This is a genomic window from Sphingomonas sanxanigenens DSM 19645 = NX02 (genome assembly GCF_000512205.2).
Classification (GTDB): domain Bacteria; phylum Pseudomonadota; class Alphaproteobacteria; order Sphingomonadales; family Sphingomonadaceae; genus Sphingomonas_D; species Sphingomonas_D sanxanigenens.
On the sequence record NZ_CP006644.1, the window covers coordinates 1819046 to 1838740 of the forward strand.

19 protein-coding genes are annotated in these 19695 nt (G+C 66.6%); 7 read left to right on the forward strand and 12 right to left on the reverse strand.

All coding sequences use genetic code 11. The features are described from left to right. The first annotated feature begins 126 nt into the window (after positions 1-126). The 3 genes from NX02_RS08340 to NX02_RS08350 all read left to right on the forward strand — a co-directional run bounded on the left by NX02_RS08340 (position 127) and on the right by NX02_RS08350 (position 5396). Entirely contained in the window at positions 127-1287 is a 1161-nt protein-coding gene (locus tag NX02_RS08340) for a mandelate racemase/muconate lactonizing enzyme family protein (RefSeq protein WP_025291739.1), read from the forward strand. Between the two features lie 33 nt (positions 1288-1320). After that, complete coding sequence (locus NX02_RS08345; RefSeq protein ID WP_039996489.1) at positions 1321-2565, forward strand: MFS transporter; 1245 nt, start codon at positions 1321-1323, stop codon at positions 2563-2565. 80 nt (positions 2566-2645) lie between these two features. Next, a complete protein-coding gene (locus NX02_RS08350; RefSeq protein ID WP_039996490.1) occupies positions 2646-5396 on the forward strand; it encodes a TonB-dependent receptor in 2751 nt (916 codons plus the stop codon). Between the two features lie 73 nt (positions 5397-5469). Here the strand turns inward: NX02_RS08350 and NX02_RS08355 are convergent, their stop codons facing one another. The 11 genes from NX02_RS08355 to NX02_RS08405 form a co-directional block, all read right to left on the reverse strand. Beyond that, complete coding sequence (locus tag NX02_RS08355) at positions 5470-6618, reverse strand: DUF1501 domain-containing protein (RefSeq protein ID WP_025291742.1); 1149 nt, start codon at positions 6616-6618, stop codon at positions 5470-5472. Positions 6619-6622: 4 nt separating this feature from the next. Next, a complete protein-coding gene (locus NX02_RS08360; RefSeq protein ID WP_025291743.1) occupies positions 6623-8002 on the reverse strand; it encodes a DUF1800 domain-containing protein in 1380 nt (459 codons plus the stop codon). 96 nt (positions 8003-8098) lie between these two features. Continuing rightward, the gene (locus NX02_RS08365) at positions 8099-8626 is read right to left on the reverse strand and encodes a periplasmic heavy metal sensor (protein WP_025291744.1); all 528 of its coding nucleotides are present in this window, start codon (positions 8624-8626) and stop codon (positions 8099-8101) included. Next, positions 8623-9054 carry a hypothetical protein gene (locus NX02_RS08370; RefSeq protein ID WP_053000614.1) on the reverse strand — a complete coding sequence of 144 codons (432 nt, stop codon included), beginning with the start codon at positions 9052-9054 and terminating at the stop codon, positions 8623-8625. Before NX02_RS08370 ends, NX02_RS08365 begins: the two co-directional genes overlap by 4 nt. Continuing rightward, positions 9047-9604, reverse strand: a complete 558-nt coding sequence (locus NX02_RS08375; RefSeq protein WP_025291746.1) for an RNA polymerase sigma factor — start codon at positions 9602-9604, stop codon at positions 9047-9049. The genes NX02_RS08370 and NX02_RS08375 overlap by 8 nt, the downstream gene beginning before the upstream one ends. 21 nt (positions 9605-9625) lie before the next feature. After that, positions 9626-9970, reverse strand: coding sequence for an EF-hand domain-containing protein (locus NX02_RS08380; RefSeq protein ID WP_245648803.1), 345 nt, complete (start codon positions 9968-9970; stop codon positions 9626-9628). Between the two features lie 85 nt (positions 9971-10055). After that, a complete protein-coding gene (locus NX02_RS08385) occupies positions 10056-10358 on the reverse strand; it encodes a hypothetical protein (RefSeq protein ID WP_039997294.1) in 303 nt (100 codons plus the stop codon). 166 nt (positions 10359-10524) lie between these two features. Then, positions 10525-10908, reverse strand: coding sequence for a hypothetical protein (locus NX02_RS08390; protein ID WP_025291749.1), 384 nt, complete (start codon positions 10906-10908; stop codon positions 10525-10527). Positions 10909-11307: 399 nt separating this feature from the next. Then, positions 11308-12615: a Y-family DNA polymerase gene (locus tag NX02_RS08395; RefSeq protein WP_025291750.1), complete on the reverse strand. Its 1308-nt coding sequence runs from the start codon at positions 12613-12615 to the stop codon at positions 11308-11310. A gap of 33 nt (positions 12616-12648) precedes the next feature. Then, on the reverse strand, positions 12649-13158 hold the full coding sequence (locus tag NX02_RS08400) for a DNA-deoxyinosine glycosylase (protein ID WP_025291751.1): 510 nt from the start codon (positions 13156-13158) through the stop codon (positions 12649-12651). After that, positions 13155-13988 carry a hypothetical protein gene (locus NX02_RS08405; RefSeq protein WP_025291752.1) on the reverse strand — a complete coding sequence of 278 codons (834 nt, stop codon included), beginning with the start codon at positions 13986-13988 and terminating at the stop codon, positions 13155-13157. Before NX02_RS08405 ends, NX02_RS08400 begins: the two co-directional genes overlap by 4 nt. 62 nt (positions 13989-14050) lie before the next feature. On the opposite strand from NX02_RS08405, the gene uvrC reads away from it, so the two are divergent. Continuing rightward, on the forward strand, positions 14051-15976 hold the full coding sequence (uvrC, locus tag NX02_RS08410) for an excinuclease ABC subunit UvrC (RefSeq protein ID WP_025291753.1): 1926 nt from the start codon (positions 14051-14053) through the stop codon (positions 15974-15976). A 37-nt stretch (positions 15977-16013) separates the two neighbouring features. Here uvrC and NX02_RS08415 read toward each other — a convergent pair whose 3' ends face one another. Continuing rightward, positions 16014-16544, reverse strand: a complete 531-nt coding sequence (locus NX02_RS08415) for a DUF4303 domain-containing protein (protein ID WP_025291754.1) — start codon at positions 16542-16544, stop codon at positions 16014-16016. A 281-nt stretch (positions 16545-16825) separates the two neighbouring features. Between NX02_RS08415 and recO the strand changes: the two genes are divergently transcribed. From recO to NX02_RS08430, 3 genes are all read left to right on the forward strand, one after another. Next, entirely contained in the window at positions 16826-17437 is a 612-nt protein-coding gene (gene recO, locus NX02_RS08420) for a DNA repair protein RecO (RefSeq protein WP_025291755.1), read from the forward strand. 89 nt (positions 17438-17526) lie between these two features. Further along, positions 17527-18573 (forward strand): 3-isopropylmalate dehydrogenase, encoded by a 1047-nt coding sequence (gene leuB / locus NX02_RS08425; protein WP_025291756.1) that lies wholly within the window; start codon positions 17527-17529, stop codon positions 18571-18573. 11 nt (positions 18574-18584) lie between these two features. Continuing rightward, complete coding sequence (locus tag NX02_RS08430) at positions 18585-19688, forward strand: glycosyltransferase family 2 protein (protein WP_025291757.1); 1104 nt, start codon at positions 18585-18587, stop codon at positions 19686-19688. The last annotated feature ends 7 nt before the right edge of the window (positions 19689-19695 follow it).

The following is a 19695-nucleotide window of genomic DNA, read 5'->3' on the forward strand; positions in this document are numbered from 1 at the left end:
ACGCCGACCGTACCATTTTGTGAAACCGCAATCGTATCACCCCGTCAAGGCTTGCCAACCGTCAAAGATAATACATAATATGTGTTATCCCGCGCGCTGCGGGAATCCTGTATCAGGGGCATGTGGATGAAAGTTACTGGCTATCGCAGCCTCGTCACCTCGCACGATTGGGGGCGTCCGGTTGGCGACGCCAATGGGGTGGTGCAGGGCGGCGTCACCGACACGCCTATCCTGATTCTGGAAACAGACGGCGGTCTCGAGGGTGTCGGGCTCGGCCAGCACGCGGATATCGCGAGAATCTTTCCCGCGGTCGAGGGGCAGGATCCACGCGCGACCACGGCGCTCTATGATTCGATGCTCTCGCATGTGTTCAAGAGCGGTCATGCCGGCGCGACATATGGCGCAATCGCCGCCGTCGACATGGCGCTGTGGGATCTGAAGGCGAAGCTGGCGGACGAGCCGCTCTGGCGCACATTGGGTGCTGCGGACCGCTTCGTGCCCGGCTATGCCTCCGGGCTGTGCTACGGCCTCGACGACGACGCCTTCGGTGCGCTCTACCGCCGCTTTGCCGATCGCGGTTTCAGTTCCGCCAAGGTGAAGGGGGGCAGGGACATCCGGCGGGACATCGCGCGACTGAAGCTGGTGCGAGATATATTTTCGGTGAACAGCGCGCGTCCGGCGCTGATGCTCGACGTCAATGAGAGTTGGAACCGCAAGCAGGCGATCCGCCACCTTGCGGAGGTCGAAGCGGCCGGCATCGACCTGACCTGGATCGAGGAGCCGGTGCGCCGCTGGGATGCCGCCGGCCATGCCGCGATCACCCGTGCCGCGCGCTGCGCGGTCGCGACCGGCGAGAACCTCACCGGGCTCGATCAATATGCGCCGTTGCTCGATGCCGGTGGGGTCGATGTCGTCCAGGCCGGAAGCGTGTGGGGAATCACCCATTTCATGCGCGTGGCGCTCGCGGCGCATGCGCGCGACCTGCCGGTTTCGCCGGTGGGTTATGACGCCAACCCGGTCGCGCATGCGGCGGCGGCGATCCCCAACATGATCGGCATCGAGGTGCAGGATCTTGATTGGCCGACCGGGCTCGACGTCGACCAGCAGATTGCCGACGGCGGCATCGTCCTGGGCGATCGGCCCGGCCTCGGGATCGTTGTCGACGAGGCGGCGATCGCGCGCGACCGCAAGGACGGGGCATGGAGCGCCGATGGCGGCGGCCCGCACCGCCGGCCGAGGGAGGCCGGGCTCAGCCTCGTTCCCGACCGGCGCGTCGCCGGCGGATAAGAAAAGAAGCGTGGAGAGGACAGGATGCACGGCATGACCAGCCCGGCTTTCGTTACCGGCGGGCAGCGCACGGTGCTGCAACTCTCGCTGATGGTCAATTTCTTCCTGCTGATGGCGCTCTACAGCGGCGTGCTTGGCGTGCTGTTACCCAACCAGATCGCGGCGCTCGATCCCGGCAACAAGGCGAACAACCTCGCCCTCATGTTCGCGATCACCTCGATCTTCTCGACGCTCGCGACGCCGATCGCGGGAGCGCTTTCCGATCGCACGCGCGGACCCTGGGGCCGCCGTGCGCCGTGGATCGCGATCGGATCGTTGATCGGATCGATCAGCCTGTTCGGCGTGTCGTGGATGACCAGCTTCTGGTCGATGATGGTGCTGTGGGTGATGGCCGCCATCGCCTACAACTCGATGCAGCCGGCGATGACGACCTTGATCGCGGATCGCTTCACGCCTGAAACGCGCGGGTCGGTCTCGGGCATCGTCGGCGCGGGGATGACCGCGGGGCTGACCGCCGGCACCTTCGTCGCCGGCCACCTCGCGGGGCAGCAGATGCTGGCCTATGGCCTGTTCGCGGCGGCGATCGCCGCCTCCTGCCTCGCCTTCGTGCTGATCAACCGCGAGCCTTCGAGCGCGGCGCTGCCGGCGCGGCGCTTCGACTGGGGCGATTTCGCGCGCGGCTTCTGGATCTCGCCGCGCGAACATCCCGACTTCGCCTGGGCGTTCCTGAGCCGCTTCACCATCTATATGGGCTATCAGGCGGTCGCCGCCTATCTGCTCTACATCCTGCGGGACTATATCCGGCTGAGCGACGACGCCTCCAACGTCGCGATTGCGAACATGGCGATGGTCACCTTCGTCTGCCTGGTCGTCACCTCGCTGGCTTCGGGCTGGCTGTCTGACCGGATGCAGCGCCGCAAACCCTTCGTCATCGCCGGCAGCCTGATCATGGGATGCGCGATGGTCGCGCCGCTGGCGGCGCCCAACATGTCCGGCATGTGGGTCTACGCCGCGGTGATCGGCGTCGGCTACGGCATGTTCATGTCGATCGACATGGCGCTGATGACGCAGGTGCTCCCCAAAAGCGAACTGGGTGAGGAGGGCAAGGATCTCGGCGTGCTCACCACCGCGGTGAACATCCCCCAGATCATCAGCCCGGTCATGGCGGCGGTGCTGCTCTCGCTGAGCGGTGGTGACTACCGCACGATCTTCTGCGCGGCGGTGCTGTTCGTGTTCGGATCGGCGCTCTGCGTGCTGCCGATCAAGTCGGTGCGTTAAATCATATTACGTATGACGACAGTTGACATATCTTTCGTATAGCTTCAGATTGACCCTCATAAGCTTGGAGGGGAAAAAAGATGAAGTGCCGCAAAGGACAGGTTCGTACCGCGTTGCTCGCCGCCACAGCGATGATGGCGATGGCAGGAACCGGCACCGCGTTCGCGCAGACTGCAGAGCCCGCGGCCGCAGCCGCTGCTCCGGCCGACCAGCCGTTGAGCGATGGCGAAGCGGAAGAAATCATCGTCACCGGCATCCGTGCCAGCCAGGCCGCGTCGATCGACATCAAGCGCGAGGCGATCGGTGTCGTCGACTCGATCGTTGCCGAGGATCTCGGCAAGCTGCCCGACCAGAACGTCGCTGAATCGCTTCAGCGCATCGCCGGCGTCACCATCGAGCGCAACCGCGGCGAGGGCCGCTTCATCACCGTTCGCGGCTTCGGCCCGAAGTTCAACGCGGTGACGGTCAACGGTCGCACGCTCGCCACCGACAATAATGGCCGCGAATTCTCGTTCGACGTGCTGCCCGCGGAAATCATCAGCGGCGCCGACGTCTACAAGTCGCCGCAGGCCAACCTCAACGGTTCGTCGATCGGTGCCACCGTCGACGTTCGCACGCTCCGTCCGCTCGACCAGAAGAAGGCGTTCGTCGCGACCGGTTCGGGCACGATGCAGTGGGCGGAACTCGCCGACTCGTTCAACCCCGAGGTTTCGGGCGTGGTGGGCTGGCGCAACGAGGATCGTACGTTCGGCGTCGCGGTCTCCGCAGTCTATTTCGATCAGGATCTGCGCAACGATGAATTTACGATCGGTGCCGGCCATGTCCGCCGTTCGAGCACCGACAGCTATTACAACCGTGGCGGTGTTGCCGGCGCCCGGATCGGCCCGGACGTCGCGCCGTTCAACAGCGTGTCGATGCCGTCCAACCTCTCGCCCTTCTTCTTCGAACGCCAGCTCAAGCGGCTCGGCCTCAACGGCTCGATGCAGTTCCGTCCGGTCGACCGCCTCACCATCACGCTCGATGGCCTTTATTCCAAGGCCGATTTCACCGAGCAGCAGACCGGCCTTGCCTATGACTTTGCCGGCGGCACGCTGGTGGAGCAGGTCGTCGAGGGTGGCGAGGCGCTCTATCAGCGCTATCAAGGCGGATTCGTCGACGAGATCATCCAGTATGACGAGCGCAACGTCACGACCTATCAGTTCGGCGGCAACCTCAAATGGGAAGCTAGCGACCGCCTGACGGTAAGCCTCGACGCGTCGCGTTCGAAGGCGGAGCGGCGCGGCAAGGAGAACAACCTGTTCACCACCATCCGCCGCAAGAATGTCGACCTGTGGTTCGATCGGCGGACCGGGAGCCCGATCTACAGCTATGGCTTCGACAGCCCCAACTATGCCAATGCCGCGACCAATCCGCAGGGTCTGACCGCGCATTACTATATCTGGGGCGGCGGCACCGATGTAGACGACAAGATCGAGGAATATCGCGGCGACGTGCAGTGGAAGGCCACGGACACGATCACCCTGTTCGCAGGCGGCCTGATCGCGAACCGTACGAAGACGCTGACCGGTGACGAGATGCCGTTCGGCGAGCAGTGCGCCTATTGCGACTCCAACCGCGTGCTCCCCACCTCGCTGTTCAGCTCAACCAACCGCAACTTCTTCCAGGGCGGCGGCGGTGACATCCTGCATGACTGGATCATCTACAGCCCGCAGGAACTGGTTCGCCTGATCGATCAATACGCGACGCAGGATGGCAAGGCGTTCAACCCGGCGGTGTTCTCGCCGTCCGCCTCGTCGGTGGTCGATGAGAAGGTGAAGGCTGCCTATATCATGGGCACGCTCGACACGGAGGTCGGCGGCATGCCGCTGGCGGTCAATGTCGGCCTGCGTTTCGAGGACACCGACTATACCTCGACCGGTGCCTCGCGCACCGTGATCAGCGCGCGCCCCACCGGCGGCGGCCAGAACGAAATCGTCGTCTCGCCGGTCGTGCCGGTCGGCTTTGCCGGCCATTATCAGGACTGGCTGCCGTCGTTCAACGCGCGGCTCTCACTCACCGACAGTCTGATCTTCCGCGTCGCGGCGTCGAAGGTGCTGACGCGGCCGACGCTGTCGGACCTGTCGCCGCGCCAGAGCATCCAGACCAACCCCGGCAACGAAACGATCCGGCGTGGCAACCCCGATCTGCAACCGTTCCGCGCGACGCAGTATGAAGCCGGCGTCGAATGGTATTTCGCGCCTTCCTCGCTGCTTTCGGCAGCCGCCTTCTACAAGGACATCAAGTCGTTCGTGACGTTGGTGACGACGCCGCAACTCGTCGATCAGGTGACCTTCCAGGTCACGGTGCCCGACAATGGCGAGGGTGCGACGGTGAAGGGCGTCGAAATCGGCTATCGCCAGGCATTCACCAGCCTCCCGGCACCGTTTGACGGCCTCGGCCTGCAGACCAGCTTCAACTATACCGAATCCAACGCCGAGTATCGGAACGCCGTTGCCAATGTGAGCTTCGGTCTCGAAGGGCTTTCCAAATATTCGTACAGCCTCGTCGGCTTCTACGAGAAATACGGCATCCAGGCGCGCGTCGCCTATACATGGCGTGATGACTTCCTGCAGGTCGCCTCGGGCCGCAACGGCGAGCCGGAATATTTCTCGTCCTACGGCCAGCTCGATACGGGCCTCTCTTATGACGTGAACGCGCAGTTCACCGTCTTCGCCGACATCACCAACCTGAACAACGCCAAGGAATTCATCTATTCGGTGAGCCCGGATCGGACGAAGGAATATCGCAAGGTCGGCCGGCGCATCGCCGCGGGCGTTCGTTTCCGCTTCTGAGCCGCCAATCCGGCTGAACAGGCCCCCTTCGTCCGGCGCGAACGGAGGGGGCTTTTGCTTGTGTCGCGGTCGATCAGCTCCGCACCAGCCCTTCCATCGGCCGCACGGCACGACCGGTCTGTGCGAGCGTCCGCGCGACCAACGCGGGATCGAGACCGAACGTCTCCGCACTGCATCCGGCGATCAATGCGTCCAGATCCGTGGTCGGCCGCAAATCCCGCCCATCGAGCAGCGCGTTCTGACCGAGCCCCGGCCAGTCTGCCAGAACCCGGCCGCCCTTCACCGCGCCGCCGATCAGCATCGCCGCGGATCCCGTGCCGTGATCGGTACCGCCGGTGCCGTTGGCGGCGGCGGTGCGGCCGAACTCGGTTGCGACCAGCACCACCGTATCGTTCCACACCGGGCCGAGGCCCTCCCGAAACGCGCCGAGCAGCGTATCGAGCTGCCTGAGCTGACCCGCCAGCCGCCCGTTCTGGCCGCTGTGCGTGTCCCACCCGCCGGTCTCGATCATCGCGATACGCGGGCCGTCTGCCTGGGTGAGGAAGGTCGCGGCGAGTTTGCCGAGGCTGGCCGGATCCTGTTTCGGCCCTGAATCGCCGGCAAGACCACGCGCCTCCATCGCCGCGCTCCACAGGCCGTGGAGCATCGGATCGCGGGCATAGAGCTGCTGCACGCGCGCGAGCAGATCGTCGCTCGCCTGCGGCAGGTTGGAGGCGGCGTAGGAACTCACCTCGGTCTGCCCGCGCAGCGCCAACGGGACGGTCGGCGCGAAGGCGATCGCCTCGTCGCGCTCCTTGGGAAGCAGCCCGGTCAGCCGGTTGAGCCAGCCATCCTTGACCGCATAGGGCCTGGCCCCGCCGGTCTCGAGCACGTTCTGGCCATCGAAATGCGAGCGTTCGCGATAGGGCGAGGCGACCGCCTGGACGAACAGCGCCTGGCCTTCACCGTAAAGTTTGCCGACACCCGCCAAGGAGGGATGCAGGGAAAACTGACCATCCAGCTTGATGGCGCCAGCCGCGTCGATCGCCAGCGCGCCGCGCAGCCGGGCGTAATCGGGATCGCCGTGCGGCACCACGATATTGAGTCCGTCGGCGGCACCACGCTGGATCACGAAAAGAAAGCGGCGGTCGCTGACGACGCGCGCCAGGGCGAGGTGCGGCGCGACGAACAGGCTGCCGGCACCGAGTGCGGCGACGCCGAGGAAGCGGCGGCGGTCGAACATCACATCATCTCCTCTGGAACTCGGGCGAGACGAGCAGCAGTGCAAGGCCCGTGGGCTGGCTCTCGGCGCGGCCGATCGCCTCCACCGTCTCGGCGCTCGCGGCGCCTGGCAGCAGCTTGGCCGCGGCGCTGCGCGGATCGATGCGGTCGCCCACGCGCAACGCGATCCGCTGCGCCACCTCGACGCGGCGGACCAGCGCGTCCGGTGCCGCCCAGCTCTGCGCGATATCGTCGAACCCGGCCGGGCTGCCCGGCCGCCACACCGGCTGGCCGAGTTGCTGCATCAGCGGCGCGATCTGCATCTCACCCGGCGCTTCCATGCCGATGCCGCGCAAAGACGATACGAGCCAGTCCCACGGCGTCTTGAACTTGGCGCTGGTCCCCGCCCAGCTTTCCGGCGCGTCGACCAGCGCGCGATAGACCGTCGGCAGGTCACCGCCGCTCTCCTGAAACGCGGTGGAAAGGCGCTTTACCAACCCAGCTGGCGGCTCGTCGGCAACGAAATGCCGCGCGAGCTTGGTCGCGATATGGTCGGCAGTGGCCGGCGCGCTGCCGAGATCGTGCAGCACCGCGCGCGCCTGCGCCTCGCCAGCCTGGGCATAGCTCTTGCCCATGATCGTGCGGGTGCCGGGCTCGTGGATCGCGGGGCGAAAGGCGAAGCGGCCCGGCTCGGCGCGGTCGTTGGCGGCCTGCCGGCCCAGCCCCCCGACGCTCCACCCCGTCATCGCGCGCGCGAATTCGGTCACGTCGGCCTGAGCATAGCCGCTGCGCACACCGAGCGTGTGCAATTCCATGATCTCGCGCGCGAGATTCTCGTTGAGGCCGGGCTTGCGCGCCGGCCGGCGCATCGCGACCCGCTCGGCAAGGCGGCTCTCGGGGCCGGTCGAGCGCACCTGATCGAGATAGAGCAGCATCGCCGGATGGCGCTCGGCGGCGAGCAGCAGATCCTCGAACTTGCCCAGGATATTGGGCCGGATCGCCTCCGCCTCGAAGGCACCGATGAAGGGCAGGCAGATCATCTTGTCGGCCGAGACCGCGAAATGATTGGCCCAGAAATGCACCAGCCGCTCGGCGAAGGGGGCCGGCGCAATGAGCGCGCTGGCCATGCGGGCGTTGACCGCGGCGCGATAGAGTTGGCGATTGTCCTGGCGAAGCTGCTTGCGCGCCATCTGCTTGGCCTCGCCATCCGCCTGCCGCATCTCGCGCCGATCCTCGACATAGTCGCGGGCGATCTGCGGACTTGCGGGCAGACCGCCCCACGCAGTCGGGCGAGGCTCATAGCGCGCGAGTTGGTCGAGCAGCCAGTGCCGGGGTCGTTCGGGCGGGGCCTCGTCAGGGCGGGCTCCCAGACCGAAGCGGTTGAGCGCGATGGCAGGTGCGGACACGCCTGTCTCCTTTCGGCCGTTCAACGGATGGGAGGGCGGGTATCCGTCGCGAGCGGGAAAGGATTTTTCCGGGACATGGGAAAGGGGTTTGTGCCGCTACCCCGATCGATCGGGAAAGGGGGCAGTTTCGCCACCGGCCCTTGCCGCCTTGCCCCGTCGGTTCCGCGGCATGCGCAACGCACCGGAATTCTCCAGGCCCTTCGCGAGCACTCGCCGTTCTTCAACGGGCAGGGTGGCGACGACGCCGATGACGCTTTGTTCAAGCCGCGTGCGGATCGCCAGATCGTCGGCGCGGGCGCGGGCGAGCGCCGCATCGAACGCGGCGCGATCGAAGTCGGGCTTTTCCAGCAATTCACGCGCCTCGATCCGCGCGGCACGAGCGCGCTGTGCCTGCGGGCGTACCGAGCGCACCGCGCCGCGCACCGCCTGCCTTAGAGCGCGGCGATTGTCAGGTTGCAGCTCTTCCGATGCCTGGCGCAGCCGGGCAGGGCGACCGATGCCGTTCAGCGGCCGCTTGGTCTCGGTCCGCGACCACATGATCGCGGCACCGGTGATGCCACCCACCAGGAACATGTTGAGCACCAGCGAGACGATCAGCAGGATGCGCAAAGAACGGCTCGTCATCGGATCGCTCCGTTCAGGTCGATGTCGCCGAACACGGTCTGGCTGTCGGCGCTGTCGGCAAAGCGATGCTCGGCGAGCATCGGCGTGGCGAGCCACAATGCGGCCGCGCCGGCAAGACCCCCGGCCAGCCCCGCACCGGCGAGACCCAGCCCGGACCACCATAGTTTGGCGCGCGACCAGCTCGATCCTGACTGCGGCGCGTGCGCCAGAACCCGTCCGATCAACGCTGCGCCAGGCGATGCGACGCGGTAGGCGGCGAGCAGATCATCGAGACGGGCGGCATCGATCAGCACGCCGCGGGATTGCGGATGAACGGCAAGATGCGCTTCTGCAGCAGCGCGCAGATCGGCGGGCCAGCGCCGCAGATCGGCGCCATAGGCCTCTGCCAGCGTCGCGAACCGCTCGGCGCTCAGAATATGCTCATCCATCCGCAATCTCCGCCAGCGACGCGCGCAACGTCCTGCGGCCGCGCGCGAGCAGGCTTTCCAGCGCCTCGACGCTGATCCCCATCACTGCGGCCGCCTCTCCATTGGACAATTCCTGATAATATTGCAGCACGATCGCTTCGCGCTGGCGATCCGGTAGCGCCCGAAGCGCGCGGCCGACCCGGTCCGACATTTCGGCTTCGACCAGCCCCGCGTCGGGCGCTGCTTCGGGATCGGCGCGGTCCGGCAATGTGCCGGGCAGATCCTCGCGCCGTTTGCGTAAGCGATCGTAGCAGAGGTTGATCGCCACGCGGTGCAGCCAGGTGTCGAACCGCGCACCGCCCGTCCGCCAGCGCCCCGCCTGCCGCCACAGCCGCACGAAGCTCTCCTGTGCGACATCTTCGGCCTCCGCAGGATCGCCGAGCATCCGTGTCGCCAGTCGCAGCAGGCGCGGCAGCTTGCGGTCGACCATGGTCCGTGCGGCAAAGCCGTCGCCGCGTCCGATCCGGTCGAGTAGCGCGACGTCCTCGTCGTCGCCGGAGTCGGCGGTCAAGCGGGTGGTCTCCGGCCGCGTTCAATCGTCGGCGGCCTTCCTGCCTGCCGTGCGCTCCTCGGGCATGACCATCCCGTCGCCATTCGCATCGAGCCGCTTGAAGCGGCGCGCAAGCAGAGTGTCGATTTCGCTCGCTTCCAGTTGGCCGTCACCATTGGCATCGAGCCTGCCGAACATGCGTGACGGATCGCGCTTCGCGTTCTTGCGGCCCGCAGCCCATTCCTCCTTGCTGATCTTGGCGTCGCCATTCGCATCGGCACGCAACAGTCGCTGGCGACCGGCTGCCTGAAAATCGGCGAGCGATACGCCCTCACCCTCGCCGGCGGCGAGGGCAGGGATCGGCATCGCCAGCAAGGCCGCCGCCATCGTGATCAGGTTCATCTCGACTCGCAACATTATCCGACCTCCAGCAGGCAGCGTCTCTCTCTCCGCGCGGGAGAGGCATTTCCTATCACCATCCCCGGCGATTATGCTTCTTGGCATAGATCCTGGCGCTTGCGCGATCCTGGCGCGCGTGCAGACGGGCGCGTTCGCGATAGCTGAAGTGACCGTCGGAGCGCATCCGCGCCTCGGTGCGGCCGATGCGATATTGCTGCCGGCCCAGCCGGTAGGTCTCACGCGGGGTGAGTTCGCCCGATCGCCAGCCCTGCGCAATGCGATCACGCTGGTTGTGCTGGCGTCCGTTAACACCCGCGACGGCGGGGGTCGCGACAAGGGTGCCGATCGCGGCGATGGCGAGGATGATCCGCTTCATGTCCATACTCCCGAAACGCTTTCACGCGGCCGCCACGCATGCGGCGGCCATCGCTTGAACGGGGCAGGCGCGCATATCCGTCGCGCTTTTTTTCGGGAGGCCGGAATCAGAAGGGGCCGCCGGATCGCTCCGGCGGCCCCATCCGATCAAATCGATCGTGATCGGCTTACTTGGTGTGGCAGCTCTGCGCGCCCTTGCCGGGCAGCGTGATCGTGACTTCCTCGCCGTTGCCGGCCAGCTTGACGCCATCGGCCTCGAAGGCTTCGCCGGCCGCCGCCGCCTTCAGGACATTGGCCTTGCCGTCCTTCTCGGTGCGCAGGTTCGCCGTCATGTCGTCGGTCATGAAGTCGACATAAGCGACGCTGTTGTCCTTGCAGCGATAGATCTTCTGCGCCTTGATCATCAGCGGCATCGGCGTCGCGACGTTCGCCGCGTTCAACTCCGCGCTCTCGGCATCGTTCGCCGTGTCGACGGTGGTGGAGGTTTCGCTGCCGCAGCCGGCAAGCGCGAGGAGAGCCGCCATGGCGGCAAGCGGAAGGGAATGCTTCATGGTCATAGCATCCATGCAATGAAGAGCGCTTTGCAGTGCGTCAACTGTAACAATGTTACAACGCGTTGGCAGCGTCGTGCCACCCCCCTCCCGCACAGCCGTTCGATTTGCCATCAAGAAGAACATATCTGACCGGATGCAAATAGAGTGCCCACGCATGCGGGATTCAAAATATGAGTGTCGAGTTGAAACGCGTTATGCTGCCATGCAGCGACTGATTGGCGAAAACTCACCGGAGTTCGTCTAGACGCATCGCTTCGCAGCGTGCGTCCATCACAGCTTGAAAACACTGCGGGCGTGGCTGCAGGTGACATAAATTTTAGTCGGAACGAGGTGCACCCTTTAAAGTCGGGACTGTCGGCCCCCCCCCGCAAAAATTTTTTTTGCAGTGCACAAGTTTTACTCATGAAATTCTGCCATCTCGGGTATCCGGCCGAACGCGATTTTCGTGCCGACCGAATCGATGCGCCCCCCCGTCAATGGCCCCAGCGTCACCGCGTTGCGGCCGAAACGCTCATTGATCCGGTCCATTGCGCGGCTGAGCGACAAGGTGCGCGTCTCGCGCGCCAGCGGGTCGTGGGGGTCGAGCAGCGCGAACAGCGAATCCTGTTCGCCCGCCACTGGCTCGATCTCCGCCAAGGTCACGCCCACCATCCGTACGCGAAAGCCCCCCGGGCGGGCGCGGCCGGTGGCGACGAGCTGTGGCCAGAGATGCTCGAGCGCGGCGAGCATCGCGAAACTGTCCTGCGTGGACGGCAGTCGGCGGCTGATCCGCCATGCGCTCTTGTCGTTCTCGAAGCGGACGTGGAGCACCAGCAGCCGCGCGTAATAGCCCTCGCGGCGTAGCCGGCTCGCCGCTTTCAGCGCGAGGCGGCGGGCGGTGAGCCGGGCCGGCTCGGGGCCCCGGTTGCGCGGCGAAAGGACATGGCTGTGGCCGACGGTGCGATGCTGCGTCGGCTTTTCCGGCAGATCGACGCCGTGGAGCAGCCACCACAGCCGGTCGCCATTGACGCCGCCCCATGCCGAACCGGCATCGCGCGGCCGGCGCGCGCAGAGTTCGGCGATGTCGTTGATCCCCTCGCGTGCAAGGCGTCGCTCCATCTTCGCGCCGATGCCGGCGATGTCGGTGAGCTTGAGATCGAAGAGGCGTCCGGGGAGCTGGTCGGCTGACAGCACGACCAGCCCGTCCGGCTTCATCATGTCCGATGCCAGTTTGGCAAGCAACCGATTGGGCGCGATGCCGATCGAGGAGGTCAGGCATTCGCCCACATTAGCGCGGATGCCGGCCTTGATCCGCGCGGCGAGCGCACGTGCTTGCGCCTCGCTATTCTCATTGTCGAGGAGGCGGCAGGCGACCTCGTCGATCGAGCAGACGCGCGTGACCGGGACATGCTTCCACACCTCCGCGATCACAGCATCGTGGAATTCGACATAGCGGCTGTGCTGCGCAGGCACGACGACGATGTCGCGGCATCGCTGCCTGGCCTCCCACACCGGGGTGCCGGTGCCGATGCCGAAGCGCTTGGCCTCCACCGAGGCAGCGATCGCAACGGTAGTATCCGTGTTCACAGGTGCGACGATGATCGGCCGTCCCCGCAGGGCGACATCGAGTTGCTGCTCGACGCTGGCGAAATAGCTGTTCAGGTCGAGGAACAGCCAGCGCAGCGGTCGCGGCGGCAGATCGGGCGCGGGGCAACTCGTTCCCATGCAGGGAACATTATGGGAACATCGAATGGAAAGCTAGTCGGTGGCGACGAGCGGACGGAGGCGCAGCCAATCGGCTTGCCGAACGGCGGTGGTGACCGCGCAGGCACCGCTGCTCGACAGCAGCCGGATTATTTCATAGCCCTCCGCCACGGGCCCGAGCTGGCTCAGGCCCAGCCGCGCCGCTGTGGCGCCGTTGAAGGCGATCGCGCGGAGCGCCGGCAATGAGCGTACGACCGCAGCGAGGTCTCGCACGCGGGGATCACGGATCGCGCTGTCGAGGCTGCCGGCGCGGGTCGCGTCGGCGATGACATCCCATAGGCCGATGCCGTGGCGGAGAAGCGCCGCGAGACGGTCATCATAGGCCAGCGCGGGAAGATCCTCGCCGGTCACTAGTCCCATCAGCCGCCAGAAATGATTGCCGCGATTGGCATAATATTCGCCCGCCGCGAGCGATTTCTCGCCAGGCAGGCTGCCGAGCACGAGCAGCCGGGTGCCGGCATCGGCGACGAGCGGGAAGGAGGCCTTTCGGGGAACGGACGTCATACCCCTTCAGATCGGGCGATGCCGGTGGGCGCGCAAGCGTCGCCGTCGGCGAGCAGGTCGTTGACCACCGCGCCGCGGGTTTCGACCAGCAGCGTGATCGCGCGGTCCATCGCATCGTCGAAGCGGCGGCGGCGCGCGTCACTCACCGCGTCGCGATAGAAATGACAGAGGTTGGCGGCGGCGAGCGGCGAACCGAACGCCGCCATGTAGCGGCCGCACAGGTCGGAGCCGCCCGCGGCGATTTCGGCGATCATCGCCGGCGTCAGCAAGCCGACATGGTCGATCGCGGGGAAGGGGTGGCGGGTCGCCATTCGCGTGAGCAGCTGGGGGCCAGCAATCGTGCGGGGGATGGGACCATCGGTGTGCCGGCGCACGATCTCCTCGACCGCCCACCGATAGGTCGCGAAGCGCGGATCGTCCGGCGCGCTGCCGAGGATCGCGCCGTTGATGTTTTCGGGGCCGATCGTCGGGCACCGGTTTCGATCGAGCAGCAGCGCGCGTTCGCGGATACCGAAGAATCCCGGTGTCGCGTCGATCGCCAGCGAATCCGGATCGAAGATCAGCACGTCGGCATCGATCCAGACCACGAAGCCCGCGCCGCGATCGAACAGCCGCTGCATCAGCACCAGCCGCGCGATGTCGGTCATCGGGCCGGTTTGGGGGCCGCAGATTGCGCGGAACCAGTCCGGCACAGCCTCGAAGAAGCGATCGGTGAAGGCGTAGCCATAGCTCCGCGCAGCCGCCCACTGCCGCACCGAATCGAGGCAGCGCGCAATCCAGCCGGGCAGCGACGGCGCTTCATAGGCCTGGAGGATCGTGATCGGCGGCATGCCCGGTTGCTTCTCCTCATACCGGGCTGGCGGGGGCGGCCCGGAGCGCCTAAATCGACCCCGTGTCCGAGAAGCCCCAAAGTCCCGATCGTTTCAACGAGGAAAAAGCCACCTACGCCATCCGCGGAACCGACGTGCCCGACATCGAGGCGGGCGTCGCGGCGATCCGCGAGGTGGTGAAGACCCTGCCGCAGCGCCCCGGCGTGTATCGCATGCAGGATGCGCGCGGCGACGTGCTCTATGTCGGCAAGGCGCGCAGCCTGAAGAACCGGGTGACAAACTACATCCAGGTCGCCCGACTGCCCAGGCGACTGAGCCGGATGGTCGCGCAGACCCGCTCGATGACGATCGTCACGACCAACAACGAGGCCGAGGCGCTGTTGCTGGAAGCGCAACTCATCAAGCGTTTCCGCCCCGCCTACAACGTGCTGCTGCGCGACGACAAAAGCTTTCCGTTCATATTGCTGCGCTCGGATCATGAATATCCGCGCATTCAGAAGCATCGCGGCGCGCGCCGCTTCAAGGGCGATTATTTCGGGCCGTTCGCGAGCGCTGGGGAGGTCGGGCGAACGCTCAACGCGCTCCAGAAATTGTTCCTGCTCAGAAGCTGCACCGACAGCTTCTTCAACAATCGCGATCGACCCTGCCTGCTGTACCAGATCAAGCGCTGCTCGGCGCCCTGCACGGGCAAGATCGACGAGACCGGCTATCGCGAATTGGTGGGCGACGCGCGCGACTTCCTTTCGGGCCGTTCGACCAAGGTCCAGGCCAAGCTGGCGGAATCGATGCAGAAGGCCAGCGCCAACCTGGATTTCGAGCAGGCGGCGGTGTTGCGGGACCGGTTGCGCGCGATGACCTTCATCCAGGGCAGCCAGGCGGTGAATGCCGAGGGTGTCGGCGATGCCGACGTGTTCGCGCTGGCGCACAAGGGCGGCACCATGTGCGTGCAGGCCTTCTTCATCCGCGGCGGCCAGAACTGGGGCCACCGCGCCTTCTTCCCCGCGCACACCGCCGAGGTTGCGGAGGACGAGGTGCTCGCGAGCACGCTGATGCAATTCTACGAGGAAGTGCCGCCGCCGCGCACCATCCTTACCGACCGCGTGCTGCCCGAGGCCGAACTGCTCGGCGAAGCGCTATGCGAGCGCGCCGGGCACAAGGTGACCGTGTCGGTGCCGCAGCGCGGCGACCGCCGCCGATTGATCGACCAGGCCAGCCGCAACGCGGTGGAAGCGCTCGACCGGCGGCTCGCCGAATCGACCACCCAGGCGCGCATCTTCCGCGAGATCGGCGAACTGCTGGAGTTGGAAGGCCCGCCCGACCGCATCGAGATCTATGACAACAGTCACATCCAGGGCACCAACGCGCTCGGCGCGATGGTGGTCGCGGGCCCCGAGGGGTTCCGCAAAGGCGGCTATCGCAAGTTCAACATCCGCAAGAAGGACACGGTGCCCGGCGACGACTTCGCGATGATGCGCGAGGTGATGGAACGCCGCTTCGGCCGCGCGCTCGACGAGGATCCTGATCGCGAGAGCGGCGAATGGCCGGATCTGCTGTTGATCGACGGCGGCAAGGGGCAGGTGAGCGCGGTGAAGGGCGTGCTCGACGCGCTGGGCATTGAGGATGTGCCTTTCGTCGGCGTCTCCAAGGGGCCGGATCGCAATGCCGGGCGCGAGATCTTTCACTTCCCCGATGGCCGCGAACTGACCTTGCCGGTCAATTCGCCGGTGCTGTTCCACCTCCAGCGCCTGCGCGACGAAGCACACCGCTTCGCGATCGGCGCGCACCGCCAGAAGCGCGCGAAGGCGATCACCACGAGCCCGCTGGACGAGGTTCCCGGCATCGGCCCCGCCCGCAAGAAGGCGCTGCTGCTCCACTTCGGTTCGGCCAAGGCCGTGCGCGGCGCCGCGCTGGAGGATCTTAAGAAGGCGCCGGGCGTGTCGGCGGCGATGGCGCAGGCGGTGTACGACTTTTTCCACGCGGGCGGGTGAAGGGGGGCGGTCGCGTGCGGAAGATCGCATGCTGTCATCACAGCGGTTCGGGTCGGAATGCCGATATCAGTGCCGGCGGGTTGAGCAGCGCAACGGACCTGCGTTCGATCCCATCGGCGTCCTCGCTGTCCGAAACGCTCACGAACAGCGTCACATCGGCCAGCTTGTCGGCGCGTTCGGCGCGAAGAAGGGCCAGCGCATCGGTCATCGCCTCGATCGTGCGATCGAAATGCGCGGGGGAGGATGTACCGCCGATCACTTCGGCGAACAGCGGCTTGTTGATGCGGCGCATGAAGACATCGCCATGCGCATCTTCGCTCCATTCCTCGGGCGTCCAGCGCAGATAGGCTTCATACGCCGGCGTCATCTCGTCGGCCTCCGCCTCGGATGCGCGCCTGCGCTCGAAATCTTCCTCGGTTGCGGCCCAGAAGCCCACGCTGCCGCCATCGTCATCGGTCAGCAGGCAGATTGCATAGAGCCTATGCCGCCCGATCGATGCCAGAAGATCGTCGGCCACCGCGATCACTGCCTCGCCAAGGTCTTTCGTGATTGCCTTCCAGTCTATCATTCTCGCTCCTGAAGCCGTTGAAGCCGTGCGCTTGCCTGCAGTGCGCGTGATCGCCCACCGACAACGGCGCGAAGGTGACAAAGGTTACGGAGGATTTCGCCGCGTTTGTGCCTCCTGTCCGTTTCTGCGCCGAGTCGGACGCCGATGGTTCAACGCGGGCGGGGTTTCGCTGCGCGGTGGTCTATCGAAAGCGCGCGCCCCTATTGAATCGGGAATGCGCCCGTCGCCGATAGCCCGTCAAACCCCATTGACCCCCCGCAGTTGCGCCCTAACCCGGCACGATGCACGTCCGCGCCGCCGCCATCATTTGTTCGATCCGCGTGCACGGCGAGCATGGCGCGATCGTGCGGGCGCTGACGCCGGAGGATGGCCTTCTGCCCGGCTATGTCCGTGGTGGGCGATCCCGGCGGCTGCGGCCGGTGTTGATCCCGGGCAATCTCGTCGAGGCGGAGTTCAGGGCGCGGTCGGAGGAGCAGCTGGCGGGCCTGACCGTCGAACTGCTGCACAGCCGGGCGCCGCTGTTGGCAGAACCGCTGGCCGCGGCCGCGATCGACTGGGTGACCGCGCTGACCGCCGCGACCTTGCCCGAAGGAATGCCGGTGCCCGCGCTTCACGACGCGCTCGACGGGGTGCTGGCGGCGATCGAGGCGGCGCCGGCGGCAAGGGGCTGGGCCGCCTCGCTGGCACGCTACGAGCAACTCGTGCTGCGCGAACTCGGCTATGGCGCGGAGGCGGGGGCCGAGCTGTTGGTCCAGGCCGACTGGCCGGGCATCCTTGCCGCGCTGGAGCGCACTGGCATGCGGCTGGGTGACGAACTGCTCACTGGCCGCCGCGGCGAGGTGCTCGCTGCGCGCGAGCGACTGGTAATGCGGCTGAAGCGCGCCGCCGGCTGATCGCTCTGGGGGCAGGTCAGTGCGACGCACCCTTGCGACTTCGCCGCGGTGCGGGCATGGGCGCGCGGTCAGGAATGAGGGAGATCCACATGCTCGTCGCACTGCTGCCCGGAGACGGAATCGGGCCGGAGGTCATCGCCGAAGCGGTGCGGGTGCTCGACGCGGCGGGCGTCTCCGACCTCAGCTATGAGACTGCGCCTGTCGGCGGTGCCGCCTACAAGGCGGAAGGCCATCCGCTGCCCGAGGCAACGCTGGCGCTCGCCAGGCGCGCCGACGCCCTGCTGTTCGGCGCGGTCGGCGATCCCGATTGCGACCGGCTGGAGCGCCGGTTGCGCCCCGAGCAGGCGATCCTCGGCCTCCGCGCCGCGCTGGGCCTGTTCGCCAACCTGCGCCCTGCCAAGCTCTTCCCCGAGCTGGCCGACGCCTCCGCGCTTCGCCCCGAAGTCGCCAGCGCGATCGACATGGTGATCGTCCGCGAATTGAATGGCGACGTCTATTTCGGCGAAAAGGGCATGCGCACGACCCCCGGTGGGCTGCGCCAGGGCTATGACGTGATGTCCTATGACGAGTCGGAAGTGGCGCGCATCGCCCGCGTGGGCTTCGAGACCGCGCGCGCGCGCCGCGGCAAGCTGACCTCGGTCGACAAGGCGAATGTTCTGGAAACCTCGCAGCTCTGGCGCGACGTGGTGACCGAGATCGCCGCCGAATATCCCGACGTCGCGCTCAGCCATCTTTATGTCGACAACGCCGCCATGCAACTCGTGCGCAACCCCGGCCAGTTCGATGTGATCGTCACCGGCAACCTGTTCGGCGACATCCTTTCGGACCAGGCGAGCATGTGCGCCGGCTCGATCGGCATGCTGCCCTCCGCGGCGCTCGATGGCGCGGGCAAGGGGCTGTACGAGCCGATCCACGGTTCGGCGCCCGACATCGCGGGGCAGGCCAAGGCCAACCCGCTGGCGACGATCCTCTCCGCGGCGATGATGCTGCGCTATTCGCTCGGCAAGCCGGACGACGCCGATCGCATCGAAGCCGCCGTAGCGGCGGCGCTGGCCGCCGGCGCGCGTAGCCCGGATCTCGGCGGGTCGATGACGACCACCGAGATGGGCGACGCCGTCATCCGCGCACTCCGGTAAGCCGCGCGCCCGTGTCCGGCGATCCGCCGCTCGCGCTTGCCGTCGTCGTCCCGACCTTCAATGAGGCGGGCAATGTTGCGACGTTGATTGCGCGGCTGGACGTGGTGCTGGCGGGCATCGCCTGGGAAGCGATCATCGTCGACGATGCCAGCCCGGACGGCACGGCGGCGGTCGCCCGCCGGCTGGCGCTGACCGACCGGCGGGTGCGGGTGATCGAACGGATCGGCCGCCGCGGTCTCTCCTCCGCCTGCATCGAGGGCATGCTCTCGACCGCCGCGCCCTATGTCGCCGTGATCGACGGCGACCTGCAGCATGACGAGAGCCTGCTGCCGCGGATGCTCGGGCGGCTGAAGGAGGGGGGCGTCGATCTCGTCGTCGGCACGCGTTTCGCAGAGGGCGGAGGCACCGGCGAATGGGATCGTGACCGGCTGGCCAAGTCGCGCTTTGCCGCGGGGCTCAGCACGATCGTGCTCAAGGCCGAACTCTCGGATCCGATGAGCGGCTTCTTCATGATCGAGGCGGAGGCGCTTCGCGCGCTGGCGCCGCGGCTGTCGGGGATCGGCTTCAAGATCCTGCTCGACATCATGACCGCGGCGCCGCAGCCGCTGCGCGTCGCCGAACTTGGCTATGTCTTTCGCGAGCGCACCGAAGGGGAGAGCAAGCTCGACCATGTCGTTGCGCTCGAATATCTGATCGCGCTCTACGAGAAGCTGTTCGGCCGCATCGTGCCGGTGCGCTTCGCACTGTTCGCCAGCGTGGGCGCGGCCGGTATCCTCGTCCATTTCGCGGTGCTGACGGCGATGTTCGAGGGGCTGACGATCGCCTTCGCCGCCTCTCAGGCGGTGGCGACAATGGTCGCGATGACGTTCAATTTCTGGCTCAACAACCTGTTCACCTACCGCGACCGCCGGTTGCGCGGGGCGCGGGCGCTGCTGCGTGGCTGGATCTCCTTCTGCCTCGTCTGCGGGTTGGGCGCTTTGGCGAATATCGGCGTGGCGGCCTTCCTGTTCGAGTATCGCAATATGCTGTGGGGCGTCTCGGCGCTGGCCGGGGTGCTGGTCGGGGCGGTGTGGAACTTCGCCTTGTCTTCGCGCTTCACCTGGGGGCGCTACTGAGGGTGAG

Excerpts from the sequence above, each read along its gene's own strand:
- NX02_RS08370 (WP_053000614.1), bottom strand. The coding sequence starts at position 9,054 with ATGGATGAGCATATTCTGAGCGCCGAGCGGTTCGCGACGCTGGCAGAG.
- NX02_RS08380 (WP_245648803.1), bottom strand. The coding sequence starts at position 9,970 with ATGGCGGCGGCCTTGCTGGCGATGCCGATCCCTGCCCTCGCCGCCGGC.
- NX02_RS08390 (WP_025291749.1), bottom strand. The coding sequence starts at position 10,908 with ATGAAGCATTCCCTTCCGCTTGCCGCCATGGCGGCTCTCCTCGCGCTT.
- NX02_RS08385 (WP_039997294.1), bottom strand. The coding sequence starts at position 10,358 with ATGAAGCGGATCATCCTCGCCATCGCCGCGATCGGCACCCTTGTCGCG.
- NX02_RS08415 (WP_025291754.1), bottom strand. The coding sequence starts at position 16,544 with ATGATAGACTGGAAGGCAATCACGAAAGACCTTGGCGAGGCAGTGATC.
- NX02_RS08365 (WP_025291744.1), bottom strand. The coding sequence starts at position 8,626 with ATGACGAGCCGTTCTTTGCGCATCCTGCTGATCGTCTCGCTGGTGCTC.
- NX02_RS08405 (WP_025291752.1), bottom strand. The coding sequence starts at position 13,988 with ATGCCGCCGATCACGATCCTCCAGGCCTATGAAGCGCCGTCGCTGCCC.
- NX02_RS08340 (WP_025291739.1), top strand. The coding sequence starts at position 127 with ATGAAAGTTACTGGCTATCGCAGCCTCGTCACCTCGCACGATTGGGGG.
- NX02_RS08355 (WP_025291742.1), bottom strand. The coding sequence starts at position 6,618 with ATGTTCGACCGCCGCCGCTTCCTCGGCGTCGCCGCACTCGGTGCCGGC.
- NX02_RS08345 (WP_039996489.1), top strand. The coding sequence starts at position 1,321 with ATGACCAGCCCGGCTTTCGTTACCGGCGGGCAGCGCACGGTGCTGCAA.
- leuB (WP_025291756.1), top strand. The coding sequence starts at position 17,527 with ATGCTCGTCGCACTGCTGCCCGGAGACGGAATCGGGCCGGAGGTCATC.
- NX02_RS08350 (WP_039996490.1), top strand. The coding sequence starts at position 2,646 with ATGAAGTGCCGCAAAGGACAGGTTCGTACCGCGTTGCTCGCCGCCACA.
- NX02_RS08395 (WP_025291750.1), bottom strand. The coding sequence starts at position 12,615 with ATGGGAACGAGTTGCCCCGCGCCCGATCTGCCGCCGCGACCGCTGCGC.
- recO (WP_025291755.1), top strand. The coding sequence starts at position 16,826 with ATGCACGTCCGCGCCGCCGCCATCATTTGTTCGATCCGCGTGCACGGC.
- NX02_RS08400 (WP_025291751.1), bottom strand. The coding sequence starts at position 13,158 with ATGACGTCCGTTCCCCGAAAGGCCTCCTTCCCGCTCGTCGCCGATGCC.